The following is an 18,033-nucleotide window of genomic DNA, read 5'->3' as shown; positions in this document are numbered from 1 at the left end:
CCCACCTGCAGCACATCCGCCTCCCCTTCACGGCTCTGCTGCACCCGGGGGCGCGAGGTGCGCTTCAGATAGAAGAACAGCGATGCCAGCACTCCGGCATAGATCGCCGTCTGCAGCTCCAGCAACAAGGTCGCTGCCGCCGTCAGGGCCATCACCAGGAACTCCGAGCGACTGACCCGAAACAGCGCACGAATGCCCCGGTGGTCCACCAATCCCCAGCAGATCAGCAAGATGCTGCCGGCCATGGCCGGGATCGGCAGGTGCGCGATCAGCCCGGCCCCGGCAACGGCGAACACCGCCACCCACAGCGCCGAGAAAACCCCGGCCATGGGCGAGCGGGCGCCAGCGTCGTAGCTCAGCCCTGAGCGGGTGAAGGAGCCGGAAGACAGGTAACCGGAGAAAAACGCACCGACAATGTTCGACAAGCCCTGTGCGCGTATCTCCTGGTCAGCGTCGATCAACTGCTCCGAACGTGCGGACAACGAGCGGGCAATCGACAGGCTGGTGACCAGCCCGAGCATGCCCACCGCGACGGCGCTCGGTAACAGGCGCAGGATCAGTTCCACATCCAGCAAGGGCAGCGGACTGAAGGGTGGCAGCTGGCCGGTGAATGCCGGCACTCGCGGCACATGGGCAAAGAACCCAGGCAGCAGCCAGGCCAGAAGGCTGACCAGAATCAGGCTTATCAACAGGCTGGGCCAGCGTGGGCGCCAGAGCTTGAAGCCTACGCCGATCACCACTGTGGCCAGGCCCAGAATCAAGGAAGGCAGGTCGACCTCGCCGGCATGGTTGGCCAGGTCCTGTACGGTCTTCAACGCCGTGGCCTGGCTTGGCAGGTCCATGCCCAGCAGGTTGGGTAGCTGGCCCAGGGCAATGACGACAGCGGCGCCCAAGGTAAAGCCAAGCACCACCGAATGGGAGACGAAGTTGACCAGTGCGCCGAACCGCAAAAGCCCGAGCAGCAACTGGAAGATGCCGCCGAGGAAGGTCAGTAGCAGTACCAGGGTGACGTAGTCGGCGCTGCCGGCCACGGCCAGCGGGCTGATGCTGGCGTAGAGGACGATGGAGATGGCGGCGGTCGGGCCGCATATCAGGTGCCAGGACGAGCCCCACAGGCAGGCGATCAGCACTGGCACGATGGCGGCGTACAGGCCGTATTCGGCGGGCAGGCCGGCGATCAGGGCGTAGGCGATGGATTGCGGCAGGGCGAGGATGGCACCGCTCAGACCCACCAGCAGGTCCTGGCGCAGGCTGCGGCCCGATTGGCGGGGGAGCCAGGAAAGGAAGGGCAGCAGGTGAGTGAGGCGATGCATGAGATATCCAGATTTCCGAAGGTGCACTGTCCCCCCGTGGGAGCGGGTTCACCCGCGAATGCGACAGTGAGGCTACCGACGCATTCGCGGGTGAACCCGCTCCCACAGGATCGGTTTACAGCTTGGTTTTTACTGCTTCGCTCGCATCCCCGCCACTTTTGGTGGTAACCCCGGCCAACCACCCTTCCAGCACCTCGGGGTGCGCCTTCAGCCAAGCCTTTGCCGCATCATCGAAGCTGATCTTCTTGTCCACAACCTCGGCCATGATGCTGTTTTCCATGTCCAGGGTGAACTTCAGGTTCCCCAACAGCTTCGCCGCATTCGGGCAGGCTTGTGGATAACCCTTGCGGGTCAGGGTATACACCTCGCCCTTGCTGCCAAACCATTTCTCCCCGCCGGTCAGGTAATGCATCTTCAGCTTCACGTTCATCGGGTGCGGGGTCCAGCCGAGGAAGGTGATGAACTGCTGTTTCTTCACCGCCCGGTCAACCTGCGCCAGCATCGCCTGCTCGCTGGACTCCACCAGTTTCCACTGTCCAAGGTTGAATTCATTCTTGTCGATGATTTCCTTCAACGACAGGTTGGCCGGTGCCCCGGAGCCGATCCCGTACAGCTTCTTGTCGAACTGGTCGGCGTGCTTCTGCAAATCGGCGAAATCCTTCACCCCGGCATGCCACACATAGTCGGGCACCGCCAAGGTGAACTCGGTTCCTTCCAGGTTGCGCGAGAGCTGCTGCACATCGCCATTGGCGATGAACTTGTCATGAAAGCCCTGCTGTGCCGGCATCCAGTTGCCGAGGAAGGCATCGACGCGGCCATCCTTGAGGCCGCCGTAGATGATCGGCACGGCCAGGCTGTCGATTTTCACCTGGTAACCCAGGCTTTCCAGCAGCAGGCGGGCCAAGGCGTTGGTCGTGGCGATGTCGCTCCAGCCGGGGTCGGCCATTTTCACGGTGGTGCATTGCGCGTCGCTGTCGGCGGCGTGAGCCGTGGCGGTACCGAGGCTCAGGGCCAGGGCGAACACGGCGGCGGAGAACTTGTGCATGGCGGCCTCTTTTCTCAATCCAGGGGTGCGGGCTGTGGATAACGTGCCTTGCGCTCGAGGTCGTCGAGATCGATGTGGTTGCGCATGTACTGTTGGCTGGCATCCACCAGCGGTTGGTGGTCCCAGCTTTTCAGCTTGCCGATGGCCAGCGCCTCGGCCACCAGGCGGCGGCGCCGCTGGCTGGCCAGAACCTGCTGGCGCAGGCTGGGGATATCCCAGCGCTGCTGTGCTTCATCGACAAATGCCTGCAGCAGCGCCTGGTGCTCCGGGCTGCCGGTGAGGTTCTCCCGCTCGTGCGGGTCGCGGCTCAGGTCATAGAGTAGGCATGGGTCGTCTTCGCTGTACACGAACTTGTAGGGCCCGCGGCGGATCATCATCAGCGGGCCGACGGTACCTTCGGCCATGTACTCGCCGATCACCTCGTCATGCCCGCCCTGCCCTTGCAGGTGGCCGATCAGCGAGCGGCCATCGAGGTGCAGGTGGTTATCCACAGCGCCGCCAGCCAGTTCGACCAGGGTTGGCAGCAGGTCGCAGGTAGACACCGAGGCGCTGACCCGGGCTGGCGCGTAGCGTTTCGGCGCGTGCACCAGCAGCGGCACCCGCGCCGACATCTCGAACCAGTGCATCTTGTACCAGAGGCCACGTTCGCCAAGCATGTCGCCGTGGTCTCCGGAGAACACGATCAGAGTGTCGTCGGCCAGGTTGCATTCCTCCAGGGTCTGCAGTAGCAGGCCGATGTTGTCGTCGATGTAGCTGCAGGCGCCGAAGTAGGCACGGCGGGCATCGCGGATTTTGTCCACAGGCAGCGGCTTGTTCCACAAGTCGTAGACTTTCAACAGGCGCTGCGAGTGCGGGTCGAGTTCTGCCTGGCTGAATTCGGCGCGGGGCATGGGGATATCCACACCCTCGTAGCGATCCCAGTAGCGCTTGGGGATGGTGTAAGGGTCGTGCGGGTGGGTCATCGACACGGTCAGGCAGAACGGCCGGCCATCGTTTTCGCGCACATGGTCGTACAGGTACTGGCGCGCCTTGAAGACCACTTCCTCGTCGAAATCCAGCTGGTTGGTACGCACGCACGGGCCTGCCTGCAGCACTGAGGACATGTTGTGGTACCAGCTCGGGCGCACGTTGGGCTCATCCCAATTCACCGTCCAGCCATAGTCGGCTGGGTAGATATCGCTGGTCAGTCGTTCTTCGTAGCCGTGCAGCTGGTCCGGGCCGCAGAAGTGCATCTTGCCCGAAAGCGCGGTGCGGTAACCCAGGCGGCGCAGGTAATGGGCGTACGTCGGTACGTCGGCTGGGAAGTCGGCGGCGTTGTCGTAGGCGCCGATGCGACTGGGCAACTGACCGCTGACCAGGGTGAAGCGCGAGGGGGCGCACAACGGGCTGTTGCAGTAGGCCGAGTCGAACACCACCGCCTGTTCGGCAAGGCGGCTCAGGTGCGGCATCTGGATCGGTGAAGAGGCGTAGATCGGCAGCAAGGGTGCGGCCATCTGGTCGGCCATGATGAACAGGATATTCGGGCGCGTCATGGTGGCTTCCATCTTTGAAGGTTATGCGGACCGCTTGCCTATCAAGATGCAACTGTGGATAACATGGGTAAAGCCCATGGCGGGCAATGACTGGGATTAGCCCTGCTTATGTTTGAGCACCTTGCCAAGTTGTCGCTGGATACATTGCGCGTGTTCGAGGCCGCCGCACGGTTGCGTGGCTTTACCGCTGCGGCGCTGGAGCTGGGGACCACGCAGCCAGCGGTAAGCCAGCAAGTCAAAAGGCTGGAGGCACAGCTGGGCACGCGGCTGTTCGACCGCATTTACCGGGGTATCGAGCTGACCGAGGCTGGCCAGGTGCTGTTCGAACAGGTTCATCAAGGCCTGCAGGCCATGGAGGACGGTATCGCCCAGGCCAGTGGGCGGGGCCAGCGCGAAGTGCTGCAGGTGGCTACCGACTTCGCTTTTGCGGCGTTCTGGCTGATGCCACGGCTGCAGCGTTTTCACGAGGCTTATCCACAGGTGGATGTTAGCCTGGTGACCGGTGAGCGTAGCCAGGGCATGTTGCGGCCGGACATTGATGTTGCTGTGCTGTTTGGCGACGGGCGCTTTCACCAGGGCGAGAGCCGTTGGCTATTCGATGAGGAGGTTTTCCCGGTGTGCAGCCCCCGGCTGACTCATGGCAAACCCTTGTCAGCCGTGGCTTTGCAACGGTTGCCCTTGCTGCACTTGAAGGGCGAGCAGGCTAGCCGCTGGTTTGACTGGGCGGGCGTGTTTCGCGGGTTTGGCGTGGCCAGCCCGCCGCCGCCGGGGCAGTTGCGGTTCGATAACTATACGTTGCTGATCCAGGCGGCGATCGCTGGGCAGGGAGTGGCTATCGGTTGGGGACATCTGGTGGATGGGTTGGTGGAGCAAGGGTTGCTATGCCGGCCGCTTGAGGGGAGTTTGCGCTCGGCGCGTGGGTATTACGTGGTGTTGCCGCCACGCAAGCGGCGTGGGGCGTTGATCGAGCGGTTTGTGGATTGGTTGGAGCAAGAGCGCAGCCTTTGAGATTTTCGGGCCGCAAAGCGGGCCGAAAATCTAGACCACGAAGTTGAGATGCTCGCCCCGGTGCAAATCCAGCTCCAGCATATCCACCATCCCCGCCGCGACCCTGGCCAGGTGCCGCAACGGCTCAGCCAATCCCGGCTCAAGCGTGCCCTCGGTACTGCGAAAATGCTCCATCCCCAACCCGGGCAGCTCCTGCGGCGCATTGATCAACGTCCAGTGCAAGGCACTGCGCTGCAACCCATCGACCACATGGTCCACACACTCCCGCTCCACCTCGCTGTACTTGCCCGGCTCATCCAGCACATCGAAATCGCCCACCAACAACAGCCGGCGTATAGTCGTACGCTTCAGCCCCGCCACCAGCGCCTCGCTCATGCGAGCTTGCGCGGGCAGATCGCCCGACGCCAGCGTCGACAACAAGGCTATTACAGCTGACCCGCCTGCCGCGCCCTGCTCCGCCTGGTCAGCATCGCCCAGCCCGCCTATCTTGAAATGCAGGCCGGGGCGCGGCGCATGGCGGTTGAGGTCGTCGACCACGGCGGTGACTTCGTGCTGGCGCGACAGCAGCTCTACCATCAAGGCATTGCCCAGGCTGCTTTCAGGCCCGAACAGGACCAGTTTGAACACTGGGGTTTCGGCGTTTTTCACTGCATCACTCCCTTTGCAGGTGGTGATGGTTGGACCGCAATCAGGAGTTATCGTGCAAAGGATCAAGGGCTATCACGCCCACGTTTACTACGACGCAGATACCATGGACCAGGCCCGTGAACTGTGTGAGGAGGCGGCGCGGCTGTTTCCCGTGACCATGGGGCGCATGCACCAGAAACCGGTGGGGCCGCACCCGGACTGGAGCTGCCAGCTGGCGTTCGGGCCGGAGGTGGTGGGGGTGGTGTTGCCGTGGTTAGCGTTGTATCGGAAGGGGTTGGTGGTGTTCATGCACCCGTTGACCGGGGATGAACTGGCGGACCATCGTGATCATGCGATCTGGATGGGGGCTGTAAGGCCGCTGGATCTGTCGATTTTTGGGGGGTAGAGCTGCATAGCCTGTGCCGGCCTCTTCGCGGGTGAACCCGCTCCCACAGGGACTACACAGATACTGAAAACTGTGAAAAACCTGTGGGAGCGGGTTTACCCGCGAAGCAGGCGACGCGGTTCAGCGACGAGCGCCGCGCACCCCTTCAGCCAGTGCCGAGCACAAGCTCAATACATCGTTCACTGCCTGCTCGGCATTCTTGGCCTGGGCAATCTTGTCGACCAGCGCCGAGCCCACCACCACGCCGTCCGACAGGCGGGCAATGGCCGCAGCCTGCTCCGGCGTACGAATGCCGAAACCAACGCTGATCGGCAGATCGGTATGCCGACGCAGGCGGGCAATGGCTTCGGTCACGTGCTCGGTGGTCGCCGAGCCAGCGCCGGTCACACCGGCCACCGACACGTAGTAGACGAACCCGGAGCTGCGCTCCAGCACGCGCGGCAGGCGCGCGTCGTCGGTGGTCGGGGTGGTCAGGCGGATGAAGTCGATACCCGCGGCCTGGGCCGGGGTCGCCAGTTCGGCGTCGTGCTCTGGCGGCAGGTCGACGATGATCAGGCCATCGACACCCGCTTGCTTGGCTTCGGCCACGAACTTTTCCACGCCAAAGCGGTGAATCGGGTTGTAGTAACCCATCAGCACGATCGGCGTGGTCTGGTTATCCACACGGAATTCGCGAACCATCTGCAGGGTCTTGGCCAAGGTCTGGCCAGCCTCCAGGGCGCGCAGGGTGGCCAGCTGGATCGCCACGCCATCGGCCATCGGGTCGGTGAACGGCATGCCCAGTTCGATCACGTCGGCACCGGCAGCCGGCAGGCCCTTGAGGATCTGCAGCGAGGCGTCATAGCCCGGGTCGCCCGCGGTGACGAAGGTGACCAGTGCCGAGCGGCCTTCGGCTTTCAGCTCGGCGAAACGTTGTTCAAGACGGCTCATGCCTGTTTCTCCTGGGCGGCCATGTGGCTCATGACGGTTTGCATGTCTTTGTCACCACGGCCCGACAGGCAGATCACCATCAGGTGGTCCTTGGGCAGCTTCGGTGCGCGCTTGATCGCTTCGGCCAGGGCGTGGGAGCTTTCCAGTGCCGGGATGATGCCTTCCAGTCGGCAGCAGGCATGGAACGCATCCAACGCCTCGTCGTCAGTGATGCTGACGTATTCCACGCGCTTCACTTCGTGCAGGTAGGCGTGTTCCGGGCCGATGCCCGGGTAGTCCAGGCCGGCGGAAATCGAGTGGGCGTCGGTGATCTGGCCGTCTTCGTCCTGCAGCAGGTAGGTGCGGTTGCCGTGCAGCACGCCCGGTACGCCGCCGTTCAGGCTGGCGGCGTGCTTGTCGGTGTGCACGCCATGGCCACCGGCTTCGACGCCGATGATCTGTACGCTTGGCTCTTCGAGGAACTCATGGAACAGGCCCATGGCGTTGGAGCCACCACCGACGCAGGCAACCAGGCTGTCTGGCAGGCGGCCTTCCTTCTCTTGCAGCTGGGCGCGGGTTTCCTTGCCAATGATCGACTGGAAGTCGCGGACCATGGCCGGGTACGGGTGCGGGCCGGCCACGGTGCCGATCAGGTAGAAGGTGTCTTCGACGTTGGTGACCCAGTCGCGCAGGGCCTCGTTCATGGCGTCCTTCAGGGTGCCGGTGCCGGCGGTGACCGGGACGATCTCGGCACCCAGCAGCTTCATGCGGAACACGTTGGCCTGCTGGCGCTCGATGTCGGTGGCGCCCATGTAGATCACGCAAGGCAGGCCGAAGCGGGCAGCGACCGTGGCAGTGGCCACGCCGTGCATGCCGGCGCCGGTTTCGGCAATCAGGCGCTTCTTGCCCATGCGCTTGGCCAGCAGCACCTGGCCGATGCAGTTGTTCACCTTGTGCGCGCCGGTGTGGTTGAGTTCTTCACGCTTGAAGAAAATCTTCGCGCCGCCGCAGTGCTCGGTCAGGCGTTCGGCGAAGTACAGCGGGTTGGGGCGGCCGATGTAGTCGCGCTGGAAGTAGGCCAGCTCTTCGAGGAACTTGGGGTCTGCCTTGGCCGCTTCGTATTCGCGGGCCAGGTCCAGCACCAGTGGCATCAGGGTTTCGGCCACGTAGCGGCCGCCGAACGAGCCGAACAGGCCATTGGCGTCAGGGCCGGGACGGTATTGGGACTGGGTCATCGGGGCGCTCCAGGGCGTAATGAACAAGTGATGGGCTTTACTCTAACCACGGCAAGCCCTGCTGAAAACCGATAAGATTGCGCAAACTTGTCAGAAAAAGTCACAGGTAATATGGCTTACGACCTCCCTCCCCTGAACGCCCTGCGGGCCTTCGAGGCCACCGCACGGCTCAATAGTGTCAGCCAGGCGGCCGAAGCGTTGCATGTCACCCATGGTGCCGTCAGCCGGCAGATCAAGGTACTTGAAGAGCACTTGGGCGTAGCGCTGTTCGTGAAGGACGGGCGTGGCATCAAACTCACAGATGCCGGCGTACGCCTGCGCGATGCCAGTGGCGAAGCCTTCGACCGCCTGCGTAGCGTGTGCGCGGAGCTCAGCCACGATGTCAGCGATGCACCATTCGTGCTGGGCTGTTCGGGCAGCTTGCTGGCGCGCTGGTTTATCCCGCGACTGGGGCGGCTGCAGGCTGACTTGCCTGAACTGCGCTTGCACCTGTCAGCCGGTGAAGGTGACCTGGACCCGCGGCGGCCAGGGCTGGATGCGCTGCTGGTATATGCCGAGCCGCCATGGCCGGCGGACATGCAGGTGCATGTGCTGGCCGAGGAGCGCATCGGGCCGGTGCTCAGCCCGCATTTCGCCGGTTTCGAGCGCTTGCAGGGCGCGCCGGTCAAGGCGTTGCTGGGCGAAGCCTTGCTGCACACCACCTCGCGCCCGCAGGCGTGGCCGACCTGGGCGCTGGAACAGGGGTTGGAGCCGGCGGCCCTTCAGTATGGTCAGGCTTTCGAGCACCTGTATTACCTGCTGGAGGCTGCCGTGGCCGGGTTGGGTGTGGCGATTGCGCCGCAGCCGCTGGTCGCCGATGACCTGCGGGCGGGCCGTTTGAGTGCGCCGTGGGGTTTTTCACCTACCCCTGCAGCATTGGCGCTTTGGGTGCCCAGGCGCGCCGCGGACGGGCGCGCCGAGCAGTTGGCGCAGTGGCTAAAGGCAGAACTGGCGCGCCAGAGCGCTTAGTTGCGCTTGCACAGCAGGTAGGCCGCCAGCAGGCCCAGTGCGCCGATGGCAACACCCGCCGTGGTGTACGGGTGTTCCTGGGCGTAATCACGGGTGGCGAGGCCGGTCTGGCGGGTCCGCTGCTTCACTTCCTCGTAGGCATCGCTCAGCAGGCTACGGGAATGCCGAAGGGCGCTTTCGGCGTTGCTGCGGATGGCCTTCACCGACTTCTGGGATTCTTCCGACGCGTCATGCTTGAGGTTCTCCAGGCTCTTCAGAAGGCTCTCGATTTCGGCTTCCATACTTTCCAGGGACGTTTTACGCAGCGAATTGCGGTGCATGTTGACTCTCCTTCGCGTTGTGGGCTGTAGAGGTTGCGACTGCCAAGCGAAGCGAAAGTGCGATCGAACTTTTACCAACGGTGACGGTTCGCAGGTAAACCCTGCCTGCGCTGCTAGGCTGAATCTCACCGTTATCCAAGGAGAGCGCTCATGACCGATCATCACACCTACAAGAAGATCGAACTGGTAGGGTCGTCGACCACCAGCATCGAGGAGGCCATCAACAATGCCCTGGCCGAAGCCGGCAAGAGCATCAAGCACCTGGAATGGTTCGAAGTGATAGATACCCGAGGCCATATCCGCGACAACAAGGCGGCGCACTTCCAGGTCACGCTGAAGGTCGGCTTCCGTATAGCCAACAGCTGAAACACTGCCGGGCTGGATGAGCCCGGCATGATGGGGTATTCAGGAAGGGCGCGCCTTGGCGGGCGCCCCTTCTGATTTCATCTGCACAAGGAAAGCGAGTGATGAACAAACTGATTCTGGCGCTGGGCCTGATGGCCCTGGCCGGTGGTGCGCTGGCGGCGGGCAAGCCGTGCGAGGAGCTCAAGGCAGAGATTGCGGCCAAGCTGGATGCCAAGGGGGTCACCGGCTACAAGCTGGAGATCGTCGACAAGGGCGAGCCGGCCGGCAAGGTGATTGGCAGTTGCGAGGCTGGTACCAAGGAGATTGTGTACCGCCGCGGTTAACGGATTGGATTCTTCGCGGGTAAACCCGCTCCCACAGGTACAGCTTCGCTCTCAGGCCTGTGATACCCCTGTGGGAGCGGGTTTACCCGCGAAGAGGATCACGCGCTCTTGAGCGCCTGCGCCATCAGTTCATATGACCGAATCCGGTCCGCATGCTCATACAAATCACAGGTAAAGATCAGCTCATCTGCCCCGGTCTGCTCCAGCAGCACTTCCACCTTGGCCCGCACCTTTTGCGGGCTGCCGATCATCGCCAAACCGAGGAAGCTGCCTACCGCGTCCCGCTCATGGGGCAGCCACAGCCCATCCATGCTTTCCACCGGCGGCTTCTGCATCAGGCTCTGCCCGCGAATCAGTGCGAGGATGCGCTGGTACACCGAAGTGGCCAGGTACTCGGCCCTTTCATCGGTTTCCGCCACTACCATGGGGATGCCCAGCATCACATACGGCTTGTCCAGCGTGGTCGAAGGCTTGAAGTGGTTGCGGTACACGCGGATCGCCTCATGCATCAAGCGCGGCGCAAAGTGCGAGGCGAACGCGTAGGGCATGCCGCGCATCCCGGCCAGCTGGGCGCTGAACAGGCTGGAGCCAAGCAGCCACATCGGTACCTCGGTATCGTGCCCAGGCACGGCGATCACTTTTTGATCATCGGTACGCGGGCCGAGGTAGCGTGACAGATCTTCGACATCGTCCGGGAAGTCATCCGGGCCGCCGGCGCGGTCGCGACGCAGGGCGTAGGCAGTCATCTGGTCGGAGCCTGGCGCGCGGCCCAGACCCAGGTCGATGCGCCCCGGATACAGGCTGGCCAGGGTGCCGAACTGCTCGGCGATCACCAGCGGCGCATGGTTGGGCAGCATGACCCCGCCAGAGCCCACGCGAATGCTCGAGGTCCCCCCAGCCAGGTAGCCGATCAGCACGGAAGTCGCCGAACTGGCGATGCCGTCCATGTTGTGGTGCTCGGCCACCCAGAAGCGATTGTAGCCAAAGCGCTCGACGTGCTGCGCCAGGTCCAGCGAGTTGTGCAGTGACTGCGCCGGGCCGGCGTCGGCACGTACCGGCACCAGGTCGAGGGTGGAAATCTTCAGGTCACGCAACTGCGTCATGGAGCCTCCGCAAAGGTGTTTGGCCACAGGCCTTTTCAACTCTGTATGGGCATATTCGAAGGATTCAATGCTTGCCGTGCGATTGCTCTGAACTTGCCGTAGGCGGCTGACCTCTGAAGCCATAAGCATGTAACCCGAGACCAGGAGGCATCATGAAAAAGACAGCATCGGCGATCTGGCAAGGTGGCCTGAAAGACGGCAAAGGGCTGCTTTCTACCGAAAGTGGCGCACTCAAGCAGAACCCCTACGGCTTCAACACCCGTTTCGAGGGCTCGTCCGGGACCAACCCGGAGGAGCTGATCGGCGCGGCGCACGCCGGCTGTTTCTCGATGGCGCTGTCGATGATGCTGGGCGAAGCGGGGCTCACCCCGGACAGGATCGACACCACTGCCGAAGTGACACTCGACAAGCAAGCTGATGGCTTTGCCATCACCGCAGTGCATCTGGTGCTCAGGGCCAAGGTGCCTGGGGCGAGTGAAGCGCAGTTCTTGCAGATCGCCGACAAGGCCAAGGCCGGGTGCCCGGTGTCCAAGGTGCTGAACGCGAAGATCAGCCTGGATGCGGCGCTGGTGGGTTGAAACAGTGCAATGAGGGCGGTTTGCTGTAGTCTAAACAGCGTCGGCAGCACGCTGCCCTTTCAGGAGCCGTTTCATGATTCGCGTCGCAATCGCCGTGTTGGCTTCCCTGGTCGCCACGTCTACGCTGGCGGCGGTCAAGCCGTGCGAGGAGCTCAAAGCCGAGATCGAGGCCAAGATCCAGGCCCAGGGTGTTTCGTCCTATACCTTGGAGATCGTGCCCAACAGCGAGGTCAAGGACCAGAACATGGTCGTCGGGACCTGCGATGGTGGGACCAAAAAGATCATTTATCAGAAAAATGATCGGTGATTCCTTGACCTGGGGCCGCTTTGCGGCCCCAGGTCAAGGAATGCAGAACACCTCGCTAGGCTCGTTCACCACCACCTTGCGGCTGCCGTCATACAGCAGCACCTGCGGCTCCATCACCGGCGCCCGTGCCTCCAGGCGATAGCGTTCACCGGCCTTGAAGTTGTCAAAGCGCACGGTCAGGTAGCAGGTACGGTCCCTGGGCTGGGTCGTGAGGCCGCCCCCCTTGACCTCATAATCGAAGCGCACTACCAGTTCGTGCTTGCCCGGCGTCACCTGAAAGTAACGGCCATCCTCCAGGCGCTGGCCATCAAGGCGGTCGGCCATGATTATTCTGCCTGGGGTCATGGTGTACAGGTCGACCCAGGCCTGCTTGGGGTCGACGGGCGGCAAGGGGCTGGCGCAGGCCCCCAGTGTACTGAGGGCGATCAGCATCATGGGCTGGCGCATGGCAAGACTCCCGCTTGCGACTTATAGACTACAAGCATAGCGCCGTTTGTGCGTTTCAGGTGCGCTGGCAGCCTGCGGGCAAGCCCTGGCCAACCAGTTTCTGCTGGTGGTCGTAGAGTTTGATCCAGGGGCGGAAGCCGATGCTGCCAGCCTGCAGCTGGTAGCGCTGGCCGGCACTGAAATCCTTGAAGGTCAGCTTGACCTGGCAATCCCGCCACAACGGCTCCTCGACCGGGCCGATATTGCTGGGGGTAACCGGAAACTGGTAGCGCACGGTCAGCTCGTGGCTGCCGGGCTGTACTTCGAAATAACGGCTGTCGGCCCAGTCGCGTTCATCTACCTGCACGGCGTGCAGCGAGGTGTTGTCGTAGGGCGTGAGGTCGATCCAGGCCTGGTTCGGGTCCGGGTCTGGCAAGGTCGAACAGGCGGATATCAGCAACAGTGAGCCGGTGACCAACAGTGCACGCATGGCGAAACGCCCCCTTGGCGAGATAGTCTTGGAGTGAATCGGCCTTGAGCGAGTCAGACAGTTGCAGATGCTTCGACTTATTCTTATGCAGCGCTCAGGCCCTGGGCCACTCGACCTTGTTTTCACCCGTTTGGTTCCCCTGCTGGCGGTGCTCCTGCTGAACGGTTGCAGCAGCGCGGCCTACTATGGGCAGTTGGCCGAGGGCCAATGGCAGCTGCTACGCGCACGTCAGCCACTGGAGCAGGTAGTGGCCAACCCGGCCACTTCAGCGCAATTGCGCGCGCGCCTGGAACACGCCAAGCAGGCGCGGGCATTTGCCAGCCGGCAGCTGAAGCTGCCGGACAACCGCAGCTACCGGGTATATGCCGACCTTGGCAGGCCCTATGTGGTATGGAATGTGTTCGCAACCCCCGAGCTGTCGTTGCAGCCAGTGACGCACTGCTTCCCGATCGCGGGATGTGTGGCCTATCGCGGCTATTACCACCAAGGCGCGGCGCGTGGTGCGGCGGCGTTGATGCGCCAGGACGGCATGGATGTTTACGTGGGCGGCGTGGAGGCCTATTCGACCCTGGGCTGGTTCGACGACCCGATCCTGTCGTCGATGGTGGGCTGGAGCGACGAGCGCCTGGCCACGCTGATCTTCCATGAGCTGGCGCACCAGCGCTTTTATGTGCAGGACGACACCGAGTTCAACGAGTCGTTTGCCTCCTTCGTCGAGCAGGAGGGCACGCGGCAATGGCGCGTGGAGCGGGGCCTGAGTGCCTCTGGCGGGGAGCAAGGGCAGCAGCGTGAGCAGTTCATCCGGTTGGTGCTGGCCAGCCGCGAGCGGTTGCAGGCGATTTATGCCGGGCCTCTGGATGATGCGCAGAAGCGGACGGCCAAGCAGGCGGAGTTCGAGCGGCTTAGGCGGGAATACCGGCAAGTGCGTGATGCCCAGTGGGGTGGCGACAAGCGCTATGACGCCTGGATGTATGGGCCGATGAGCAATGCCAAGCTGTTGCCGTTCGGGCTGTATGATCAATGGGTACCGGCGTTTGCGGCGGTATTCCGTGAGGTTGACGGGGATTGGGCTCGGTTTTATCAGCGGGTCGAGCAACTGGGCCGGTTGCCGATTGAAGAGAGGAAAGTGGCGTTGCAGCGGTTGATGGTGAACCTGTGAGAATTTGGGGCCGCTTTGCGGCCCATCGCGACGCAAGGCCGCTCCCACAAAGGTCTTGCATACGTAGATCAATGTGGGAGCGGCCTTGCGTCGCGATGGGCTGCAAAGCAGCCCCAATGGCCCTCAAGCCCTGAGAAATGCCTGATACATCTCGGCCAAGGTAGCAAAGTGGAAGGCCGGTTCTTCCGCCATCAACTCTTCCTGGCTACCAAACCCGTACCCCACCGCCACCGCCTGCAAGCCATTGCTGCGCGCACCGATCAGGTCATGCTTGCGGTCGCCGATCATCAGCGTCTGCGCCGGGTCCAGCCCTTCTTCATCCAGCAGGTGGCGAATCAGCTCCACCTTGTTGGTGCGCGTGCCGTCCAGTTCACTGCCGTAGATCACCTTGAAGTGGTGGTCGAAGGCGAAGTGCCGGGCGATTTCACGGGCGAACTCCCACGGCTTTGAGGTGGCGATGTACAGCGTGCGGCCTTGGCCGGTCAGGGCTTCGAGCAGCTCCGGTACACCTTCGAACACCAGGTTTTCGTACAGGCCGGTGACCTTGAAGCGTTCCCGATAGAAATTCACCGCCTCCCAGGCCTTGGCTTCGTCGAAGCTGTAGAACTGCATGAAAGCCTGCAGCAGGGGTGGGCCGATGAAGTGCTCGAGGCGGGTCAGGTCCGGCTCGTCGATGCCCAGCTTGGCCAAGGCGTACTGGATCGAGCGGGTGATGCCCTGGCGCGGGTCGGTCAGGGTGCCGTCGAGGTCGAATAGGATGTTCTGCTGGTGCATTTGCGGGGGTCCACTTTGAGTGCTGCGTGGTCTTCTTCGCGGGTAAACCCGCTCCCACAGGGGTATCACAGGGCCTGAGGCCGGCGCCGTACCTGTGGGAGCGGGTTTACCCGCGAATGCGATCATTCAGGTTGGTCGTAGCCTTCGGCCAGGTGCTGGTCCTTTAGCTTCACATAGTTGCTGGCGCTATAGGAAAAAAACGCGTGTTCCTGCTCGTTCAGCAGCCGGGCCTGTTTCACCGGGCTGCCCATGTACAGGTAGCCACTGACCAGACGCTTGCCCGGCGGCACCAGGCTGCCGGCGCCGATAATCACTTCGTCCTCGACGATGGCGCCGTCCATGATGGTACTGCCCATGCCGACCAGGATGCGATTGCCCAGGGTGCAGCCATGCAGCATGACCTTGTGACCGATGGTCACTTCGTCGCCGATGATCAGCGGGAAGCCGTCCGGGTTGAACGGGCCGGCATGGGTGATGTGCAGCACGCTGCCGTCCTGCACGCTGGTACGCGCGCCTATGCGGATGCGGTGCATGTCGCCGCGTATCACGGTCAATGGCCAGACCGAGCTGTCTTCACCGATTTCCACGTCGCCCAGCACTACCGCCGATCGGTCGACGAAGGCCCTGGGCCCAACTTTCGGAGTGTGTTGCTGGAAGCTTCGGATGGCCATGATAGCGTCTCTCATCTGTGCCGATAGGCAGGCTGCCTGCTGCGGTCGGCGTCGATTGTAATTAAGATGGGGCAGTGTTTCTTCTGCCAAGGTATCCAAACCGTGAGTGCGAACAACCCGCTTCTGCAGTCCTACGATCTGCCGCCCTTCTCGCAAATCCGTGCCGAACACGTGTTGCCGGCGATCGAAGCGATCCTGGCCGACAACCGTAAAGCCATTGCCGAGATCCTCGAAAAGCAGGGCAAGAACCCTACCTGGGCTGGCCTGGTGCTGGCCATGGACGAATTGAACGACCGCCTGGGCGCCGCCTGGAGCCCGGTCAGCCACCTCAATGCGGTGTGCAACAGCGCGCAGCTGCGCGAAGCCTACGAGTCGTGCCTGCCGGCGCTAAGCGCCTACTCTACCGAACTGGGCCAGAACCGCGCGCTGTTCGAAGCCTACCAGGCGCTGATCGACAGCCCCGAAGCCGCCGGCTTCGACGTGGCGCAAAAGACTATCCTCGAGCACGCCCTGCGTGACTTCCGCCTGTCGGGTATTGACCTGCCGGCGGATAAACAGCAGCGCTACGCCGAAGTGCAGAGCAAGCTCAGCGAGCTGGGCAGCCGTTTCTCCAACCAGCTGCTCGATGCCACCCAGGCCTGGACCAAGCACGTTACCGACGAAGCCGCGCTGGCTGGCCTGACCGATTCGGCCAAGGCCCAGATGGCCGCCGCCGCCCAGGCCAAGGGCCTTGACGGCTGGCTGATCACCCTGGAATTCCCCAGCTACTACGCGGTGATGACCTACGCCAGCGACCGCGCCCTGCGCGAAGAGCTGTACGCCGCCTACTGCACCCGTGCCTCGGACCAGGGCCCGAATGCCGGCCAGTTCGACAACGGCCCGGTGATGCAGGAAATCCTCGGCCTGCGCCAGGAGCTGGCCGAACTGCTGGGCTACAAGAACTACGCCGAGCTGAGCCTTGCCACCAAGATGGCCGAGTCCAGCGACCAGGTGCTGAGCTTCCTGCGTGACCTGGCCAAGCGTTCCAAGCCGTTCGCCGCTCAGGACCTGCTGCAACTCAAGGCCTATGCCGCCGAGCAGGGCTGCCCTGAGCTGGCCAGCTGGGACGCCGGCTACTTCGGCGAGAAGCTGCGCGAGCAGCGTTACAGCGTGTCGCAGGAAGCCCTGCGCGCCTACTTCCCGATCGACAAGGTGCTGGGCGGCTTGTTCAGCATCGTGCAGCGCCTGTACGGTATCGAAATCGCCGAGCTCAAGGGCTTCGACAGCTGGCATCCGGATGTGCGCCTGTTCGAGATCAAGGAAAACGGCCAGCACGTCGGCCGCTTCTTCTTCGACCTCTACGCCCGCGCCAACAAGCGTGGCGGTGCCTGGATGGATGGCGCGCGTGACCGTCGCCGCACAGCTGCTGGCCAGTTGCAGAGCCCGGTGGCCAACCTGGTGTGCAACTTTACCCCGGCCGCGCCCGGCAAGCCGGCGCTGTTGACCCACGATGAAGTCACCACGTTGTTCCACGAGTTCGGCCATGGCCTGCACCACATGCTGACCCGCATCGAGCATGCCGGTGTATCCGGCATCAATGGCGTGGCCTGGGACGCGGTCGAACTGCCGAGCCAGTTCATGGAAAACTGGTGCTGGGAGCCGGAAGGCCTGGCATTGATCTCCGCCCACTACGAAACCGGTGCCCCCCTGCCCCAGGACCTGCTGGACAAGATGCTGGCGGCGAAGAACTTCCAGTCGGGCATGATGATGGTGCGCCAACTGGAGTTCTCGCTGTTCGACTTCGAGCTGCACGCCACCCATGGCGACGGCCGTAGCGTGCTGCAGGTGCTCGAAGGCGTGCGCGACGAGGTGTCGGTCATGCGCCCACCGGCGTACAACCGCTTCCCCAACAGCTTTGCGCACATCTTCGCTGGCGGTTATGCGGCGGGCTACTACAGCTACAAATGGGCCGAAGTGCTGTCGGCTGACGCCTTCTCGCGCTTCGAGGAAGAAGGCGTGTTGAACGCCGATACCGGCCGTGCCTTCCGCGAGGCGATCCTGGCACGCGGTGGTTCGCGCGAGCCGATGGAGCTGTTCGTCGACTTCCGTGGCCGTGAACCTTCCATTGATGCATTGCTGCGCCACAGCGGCCTGAGCGAGGACGCTGCGGCATGAGTGAGGGAGCCGTGAACAAGACCAAGAAGCGCTTCATTGCCGGGGCGGTATGCCCGGCATGCAGCGAGACCGACAAGCTGATGATGTGGAACGAAGACGGCGTACCGCACCGCGAGTGTGTGGCCTGCGGCTTTACCGACACCCTCAACGAGCAGGGCTTGTCGGTGCCGAAGGAGCTCGGCACCCGGGTCAACCATCTGGAGCCGAAAGCCGCGCCGGCCAAGGTACAGACGGTGCAGTTCTTCCCCAACCCGAAGCTGAAGAAACCGGCTGAATAAC

Annotated in this window: 22 protein-coding genes; 10 read left to right on the top strand and 12 right to left on the bottom strand. The window is 63.1% G+C overall.

The features are described from left to right. The 3 genes from J5M58_RS16570 to betC form a co-directional block, all read right to left on the bottom strand. Positions 1–1,313, bottom strand: a 1,313-nt coding sequence (locus J5M58_RS16570) for a SulP family inorganic anion transporter (protein ID WP_207878758.1), incomplete at its 3' end; no start/stop codon positions are given. 115 nt (positions 1,314–1,428) lie between these two features. Then, positions 1,429–2,358, bottom strand: coding sequence for a choline ABC transporter substrate-binding protein (gene choX, locus J5M58_RS16565; RefSeq protein WP_112251688.1), 930 nt, complete (start codon positions 2,356–2,358; stop codon positions 1,429–1,431). 14 nt (positions 2,359–2,372) lie between these two features. After that, a complete protein-coding gene (betC, locus tag J5M58_RS16560) occupies positions 2,373–3,890 on the bottom strand; it encodes a choline-sulfatase (protein WP_112251689.1) in 1,518 nt (505 codons plus the stop codon). A gap of 108 nt (positions 3,891–3,998) precedes the next feature. Between betC and J5M58_RS16555 the strand changes: the two genes are divergently transcribed. Next, positions 3,999–4,898 (top strand): LysR family transcriptional regulator, encoded by a 900-nt coding sequence (locus J5M58_RS16555; protein ID WP_112251690.1) that lies wholly within the window; start codon positions 3,999–4,001, stop codon positions 4,896–4,898. A 30-nt stretch (positions 4,899–4,928) separates the two neighbouring features. Here J5M58_RS16555 and J5M58_RS16550 read toward each other — a convergent pair whose 3' ends face one another. Then, a complete protein-coding gene (locus J5M58_RS16550) occupies positions 4,929–5,546 on the bottom strand; it encodes an NAD(P)-dependent oxidoreductase (RefSeq protein WP_112251691.1) in 618 nt (205 codons plus the stop codon). 52 nt (positions 5,547–5,598) lie between these two features. Here J5M58_RS16550 and J5M58_RS16545 point away from each other — a divergent pair, with 52 nt between their 5' ends. Further along, on the top strand, positions 5,599–5,931 hold the full coding sequence (locus tag J5M58_RS16545; protein WP_112251692.1) for a DOPA 4,5-dioxygenase family protein: 333 nt from the start codon (positions 5,599–5,601) through the stop codon (positions 5,929–5,931). A 120-nt stretch (positions 5,932–6,051) separates the two neighbouring features. On the opposite strand, the gene trpA is transcribed toward J5M58_RS16545, so the two are convergent. Together trpA and trpB are read right to left on the bottom strand one after the other, a co-directional pair. Beyond that, on the bottom strand, positions 6,052–6,861 hold the full coding sequence (trpA, locus tag J5M58_RS16540) for a tryptophan synthase subunit alpha (RefSeq protein WP_112251693.1): 810 nt from the start codon (positions 6,859–6,861) through the stop codon (positions 6,052–6,054). Next, entirely contained in the window at positions 6,858–8,075 is a 1,218-nt protein-coding gene (trpB, locus tag J5M58_RS16535; RefSeq protein WP_133969820.1) for a tryptophan synthase subunit beta, read from the bottom strand. The genes trpA and trpB overlap by 4 nt, the downstream gene beginning before the upstream one ends. Before the next feature lie 111 nt (positions 8,076–8,186). Between trpB and J5M58_RS16530 the strand changes: the two genes are divergently transcribed. After that, a complete protein-coding gene (locus J5M58_RS16530) occupies positions 8,187–9,083 on the top strand; it encodes a LysR family transcriptional regulator (protein WP_207878756.1) in 897 nt (298 codons plus the stop codon). On the opposite strand, the gene J5M58_RS16525 is transcribed toward J5M58_RS16530, so the two are convergent. Next, the gene (locus J5M58_RS16525) at positions 9,080–9,403 is read right to left on the bottom strand and encodes a YqjD family protein (protein WP_112251696.1); all 324 of its coding nucleotides are present in this window, start codon (positions 9,401–9,403) and stop codon (positions 9,080–9,082) included. The two genes, J5M58_RS16530 and J5M58_RS16525, sit on opposite strands and share 4 nt — an antisense overlap. Before the next feature lie 150 nt (positions 9,404–9,553). Between J5M58_RS16525 and J5M58_RS16520 the strand changes: the two genes are divergently transcribed. Next, the gene (locus tag J5M58_RS16520; RefSeq protein ID WP_013970282.1) at positions 9,554–9,769 is read left to right on the top strand and encodes a dodecin; all 216 of its coding nucleotides are present in this window, start codon (positions 9,554–9,556) and stop codon (positions 9,767–9,769) included. Positions 9,770–9,870: 101 nt separating this feature from the next. Then, entirely contained in the window at positions 9,871–10,092 is a 222-nt protein-coding gene (locus J5M58_RS16515) for a DUF1161 domain-containing protein (RefSeq protein ID WP_112251697.1), read from the top strand. A 98-nt stretch (positions 10,093–10,190) separates the two neighbouring features. Here the strand turns inward: J5M58_RS16515 and J5M58_RS16510 are convergent, their stop codons facing one another. Further along, on the bottom strand, positions 10,191–11,195 hold the full coding sequence (locus J5M58_RS16510; protein ID WP_207878754.1) for an LLM class flavin-dependent oxidoreductase: 1,005 nt from the start codon (positions 11,193–11,195) through the stop codon (positions 10,191–10,193). 152 nt (positions 11,196–11,347) lie between these two features. Between J5M58_RS16510 and J5M58_RS16505 the strand changes: the two genes are divergently transcribed. Continuing rightward, complete coding sequence (locus J5M58_RS16505) at positions 11,348–11,773, top strand: OsmC family protein (RefSeq protein WP_207878752.1); 426 nt, start codon at positions 11,348–11,350, stop codon at positions 11,771–11,773. A gap of 73 nt (positions 11,774–11,846) precedes the next feature. Then, positions 11,847–12,080 carry a DUF1161 domain-containing protein gene (locus J5M58_RS16500; protein WP_112251700.1) on the top strand — a complete coding sequence of 78 codons (234 nt, stop codon included), beginning with the start codon at positions 11,847–11,849 and terminating at the stop codon, positions 12,078–12,080. A gap of 33 nt (positions 12,081–12,113) precedes the next feature. Here J5M58_RS16500 and J5M58_RS16495 read toward each other — a convergent pair whose 3' ends face one another. Both J5M58_RS16495 and J5M58_RS16490 read right to left on the bottom strand, forming a co-directional pair. Continuing rightward, positions 12,114–12,527 carry a hypothetical protein gene (locus tag J5M58_RS16495; RefSeq protein ID WP_112251701.1) on the bottom strand — a complete coding sequence of 138 codons (414 nt, stop codon included), beginning with the start codon at positions 12,525–12,527 and terminating at the stop codon, positions 12,114–12,116. A 55-nt stretch (positions 12,528–12,582) separates the two neighbouring features. After that, positions 12,583–12,996 (bottom strand): hypothetical protein, encoded by a 414-nt coding sequence (locus tag J5M58_RS16490; RefSeq protein ID WP_015268455.1) that lies wholly within the window; start codon positions 12,994–12,996, stop codon positions 12,583–12,585. Positions 12,997–13,081: 85 nt separating this feature from the next. On the opposite strand from J5M58_RS16490, the gene J5M58_RS16485 reads away from it, so the two are divergent. Next, positions 13,082–14,155 (top strand): aminopeptidase, encoded by a 1,074-nt coding sequence (locus J5M58_RS16485; protein WP_112251702.1) that lies wholly within the window; start codon positions 13,082–13,084, stop codon positions 14,153–14,155. Between the two features lie 123 nt (positions 14,156–14,278). On the opposite strand, the gene J5M58_RS16480 is transcribed toward J5M58_RS16485, so the two are convergent. Next, positions 14,279–14,929 (bottom strand): HAD family hydrolase, encoded by a 651-nt coding sequence (locus J5M58_RS16480; protein ID WP_112251703.1) that lies wholly within the window; start codon positions 14,927–14,929, stop codon positions 14,279–14,281. A gap of 122 nt (positions 14,930–15,051) precedes the next feature. After that, positions 15,052–15,600 (bottom strand): gamma carbonic anhydrase family protein, encoded by a 549-nt coding sequence (locus J5M58_RS16475; protein WP_112251704.1) that lies wholly within the window; start codon positions 15,598–15,600, stop codon positions 15,052–15,054. Positions 15,601–15,702: 102 nt separating this feature from the next. Between J5M58_RS16475 and prlC the strand changes: the two genes are divergently transcribed. Together prlC and J5M58_RS16465 are read left to right on the top strand one after the other, a co-directional pair. After that, a complete protein-coding gene (gene prlC / locus J5M58_RS16470) occupies positions 15,703–17,754 on the top strand; it encodes an oligopeptidase A (protein ID WP_368857200.1) in 2,052 nt (683 codons plus the stop codon). Further along, positions 17,751–18,032, top strand: coding sequence for a YheV family putative zinc ribbon protein (locus tag J5M58_RS16465; protein WP_133969829.1), 282 nt, complete (start codon positions 17,751–17,753; stop codon positions 18,030–18,032). The genes prlC and J5M58_RS16465 overlap by 4 nt, the downstream gene beginning before the upstream one ends. Position 18,033 lies beyond the last annotated feature (1 nt).

Origin of the sequence: Pseudomonas sp. 32_A (assembly GCF_017490905.1) — a bacterium.
Lineage (GTDB): Bacteria > Pseudomonadota > Gammaproteobacteria > Pseudomonadales > Pseudomonadaceae > Aquipseudomonas > Aquipseudomonas inefficax.
Note: the sequence above shows the minus strand (reverse complement) of the source record. Positions and strands in the feature narration are given on the sequence as shown.

Excerpts from the sequence above, each read along its gene's own strand:
- choX (WP_112251688.1), bottom strand. The coding sequence starts at position 2,358 with ATGCACAAGTTCTCCGCCGCCGTGTTCGCCCTGGCCCTGAGCCTCGGT.
- betC (WP_112251689.1), bottom strand. The coding sequence starts at position 3,890 with ATGACGCGCCCGAATATCCTGTTCATCATGGCCGACCAGATGGCCGCA.
- J5M58_RS16555 (WP_112251690.1), top strand. The coding sequence starts at position 3,999 with ATGTTTGAGCACCTTGCCAAGTTGTCGCTGGATACATTGCGCGTGTTC.
- trpA (WP_112251693.1), bottom strand. The coding sequence starts at position 6,861 with ATGAGCCGTCTTGAACAACGTTTCGCCGAGCTGAAAGCCGAAGGCCGC.
- trpB (WP_133969820.1), bottom strand. The coding sequence starts at position 8,075 with ATGACCCAGTCCCAATACCGTCCCGGCCCTGACGCCAATGGCCTGTTC.
- J5M58_RS16530 (WP_207878756.1), top strand. The coding sequence starts at position 8,187 with ATGGCTTACGACCTCCCTCCCCTGAACGCCCTGCGGGCCTTCGAGGCC.
- J5M58_RS16525 (WP_112251696.1), bottom strand. The coding sequence starts at position 9,403 with ATGCACCGCAATTCGCTGCGTAAAACGTCCCTGGAAAGTATGGAAGCC.
- J5M58_RS16520 (WP_013970282.1), top strand. The coding sequence starts at position 9,554 with ATGACCGATCATCACACCTACAAGAAGATCGAACTGGTAGGGTCGTCG.
- J5M58_RS16515 (WP_112251697.1), top strand. The coding sequence starts at position 9,871 with ATGAACAAACTGATTCTGGCGCTGGGCCTGATGGCCCTGGCCGGTGGT.
- J5M58_RS16510 (WP_207878754.1), bottom strand. The coding sequence starts at position 11,195 with ATGACGCAGTTGCGTGACCTGAAGATTTCCACCCTCGACCTGGTGCCG.
- J5M58_RS16505 (WP_207878752.1), top strand. The coding sequence starts at position 11,348 with ATGAAAAAGACAGCATCGGCGATCTGGCAAGGTGGCCTGAAAGACGGC.
- J5M58_RS16500 (WP_112251700.1), top strand. The coding sequence starts at position 11,847 with ATGATTCGCGTCGCAATCGCCGTGTTGGCTTCCCTGGTCGCCACGTCT.
- J5M58_RS16495 (WP_112251701.1), bottom strand. The coding sequence starts at position 12,527 with ATGCGCCAGCCCATGATGCTGATCGCCCTCAGTACACTGGGGGCCTGC.
- J5M58_RS16490 (WP_015268455.1), bottom strand. The coding sequence starts at position 12,996 with ATGCGTGCACTGTTGGTCACCGGCTCACTGTTGCTGATATCCGCCTGT.
- J5M58_RS16485 (WP_112251702.1), top strand. The coding sequence starts at position 13,082 with ATGCAGCGCTCAGGCCCTGGGCCACTCGACCTTGTTTTCACCCGTTTG.
- J5M58_RS16480 (WP_112251703.1), bottom strand. The coding sequence starts at position 14,929 with ATGCACCAGCAGAACATCCTATTCGACCTCGACGGCACCCTGACCGAC.
- J5M58_RS16475 (WP_112251704.1), bottom strand. The coding sequence starts at position 15,600 with ATGGCCATCCGAAGCTTCCAGCAACACACTCCGAAAGTTGGGCCCAGG.
- J5M58_RS16465 (WP_133969829.1), top strand. The coding sequence starts at position 17,751 with ATGAGTGAGGGAGCCGTGAACAAGACCAAGAAGCGCTTCATTGCCGGG.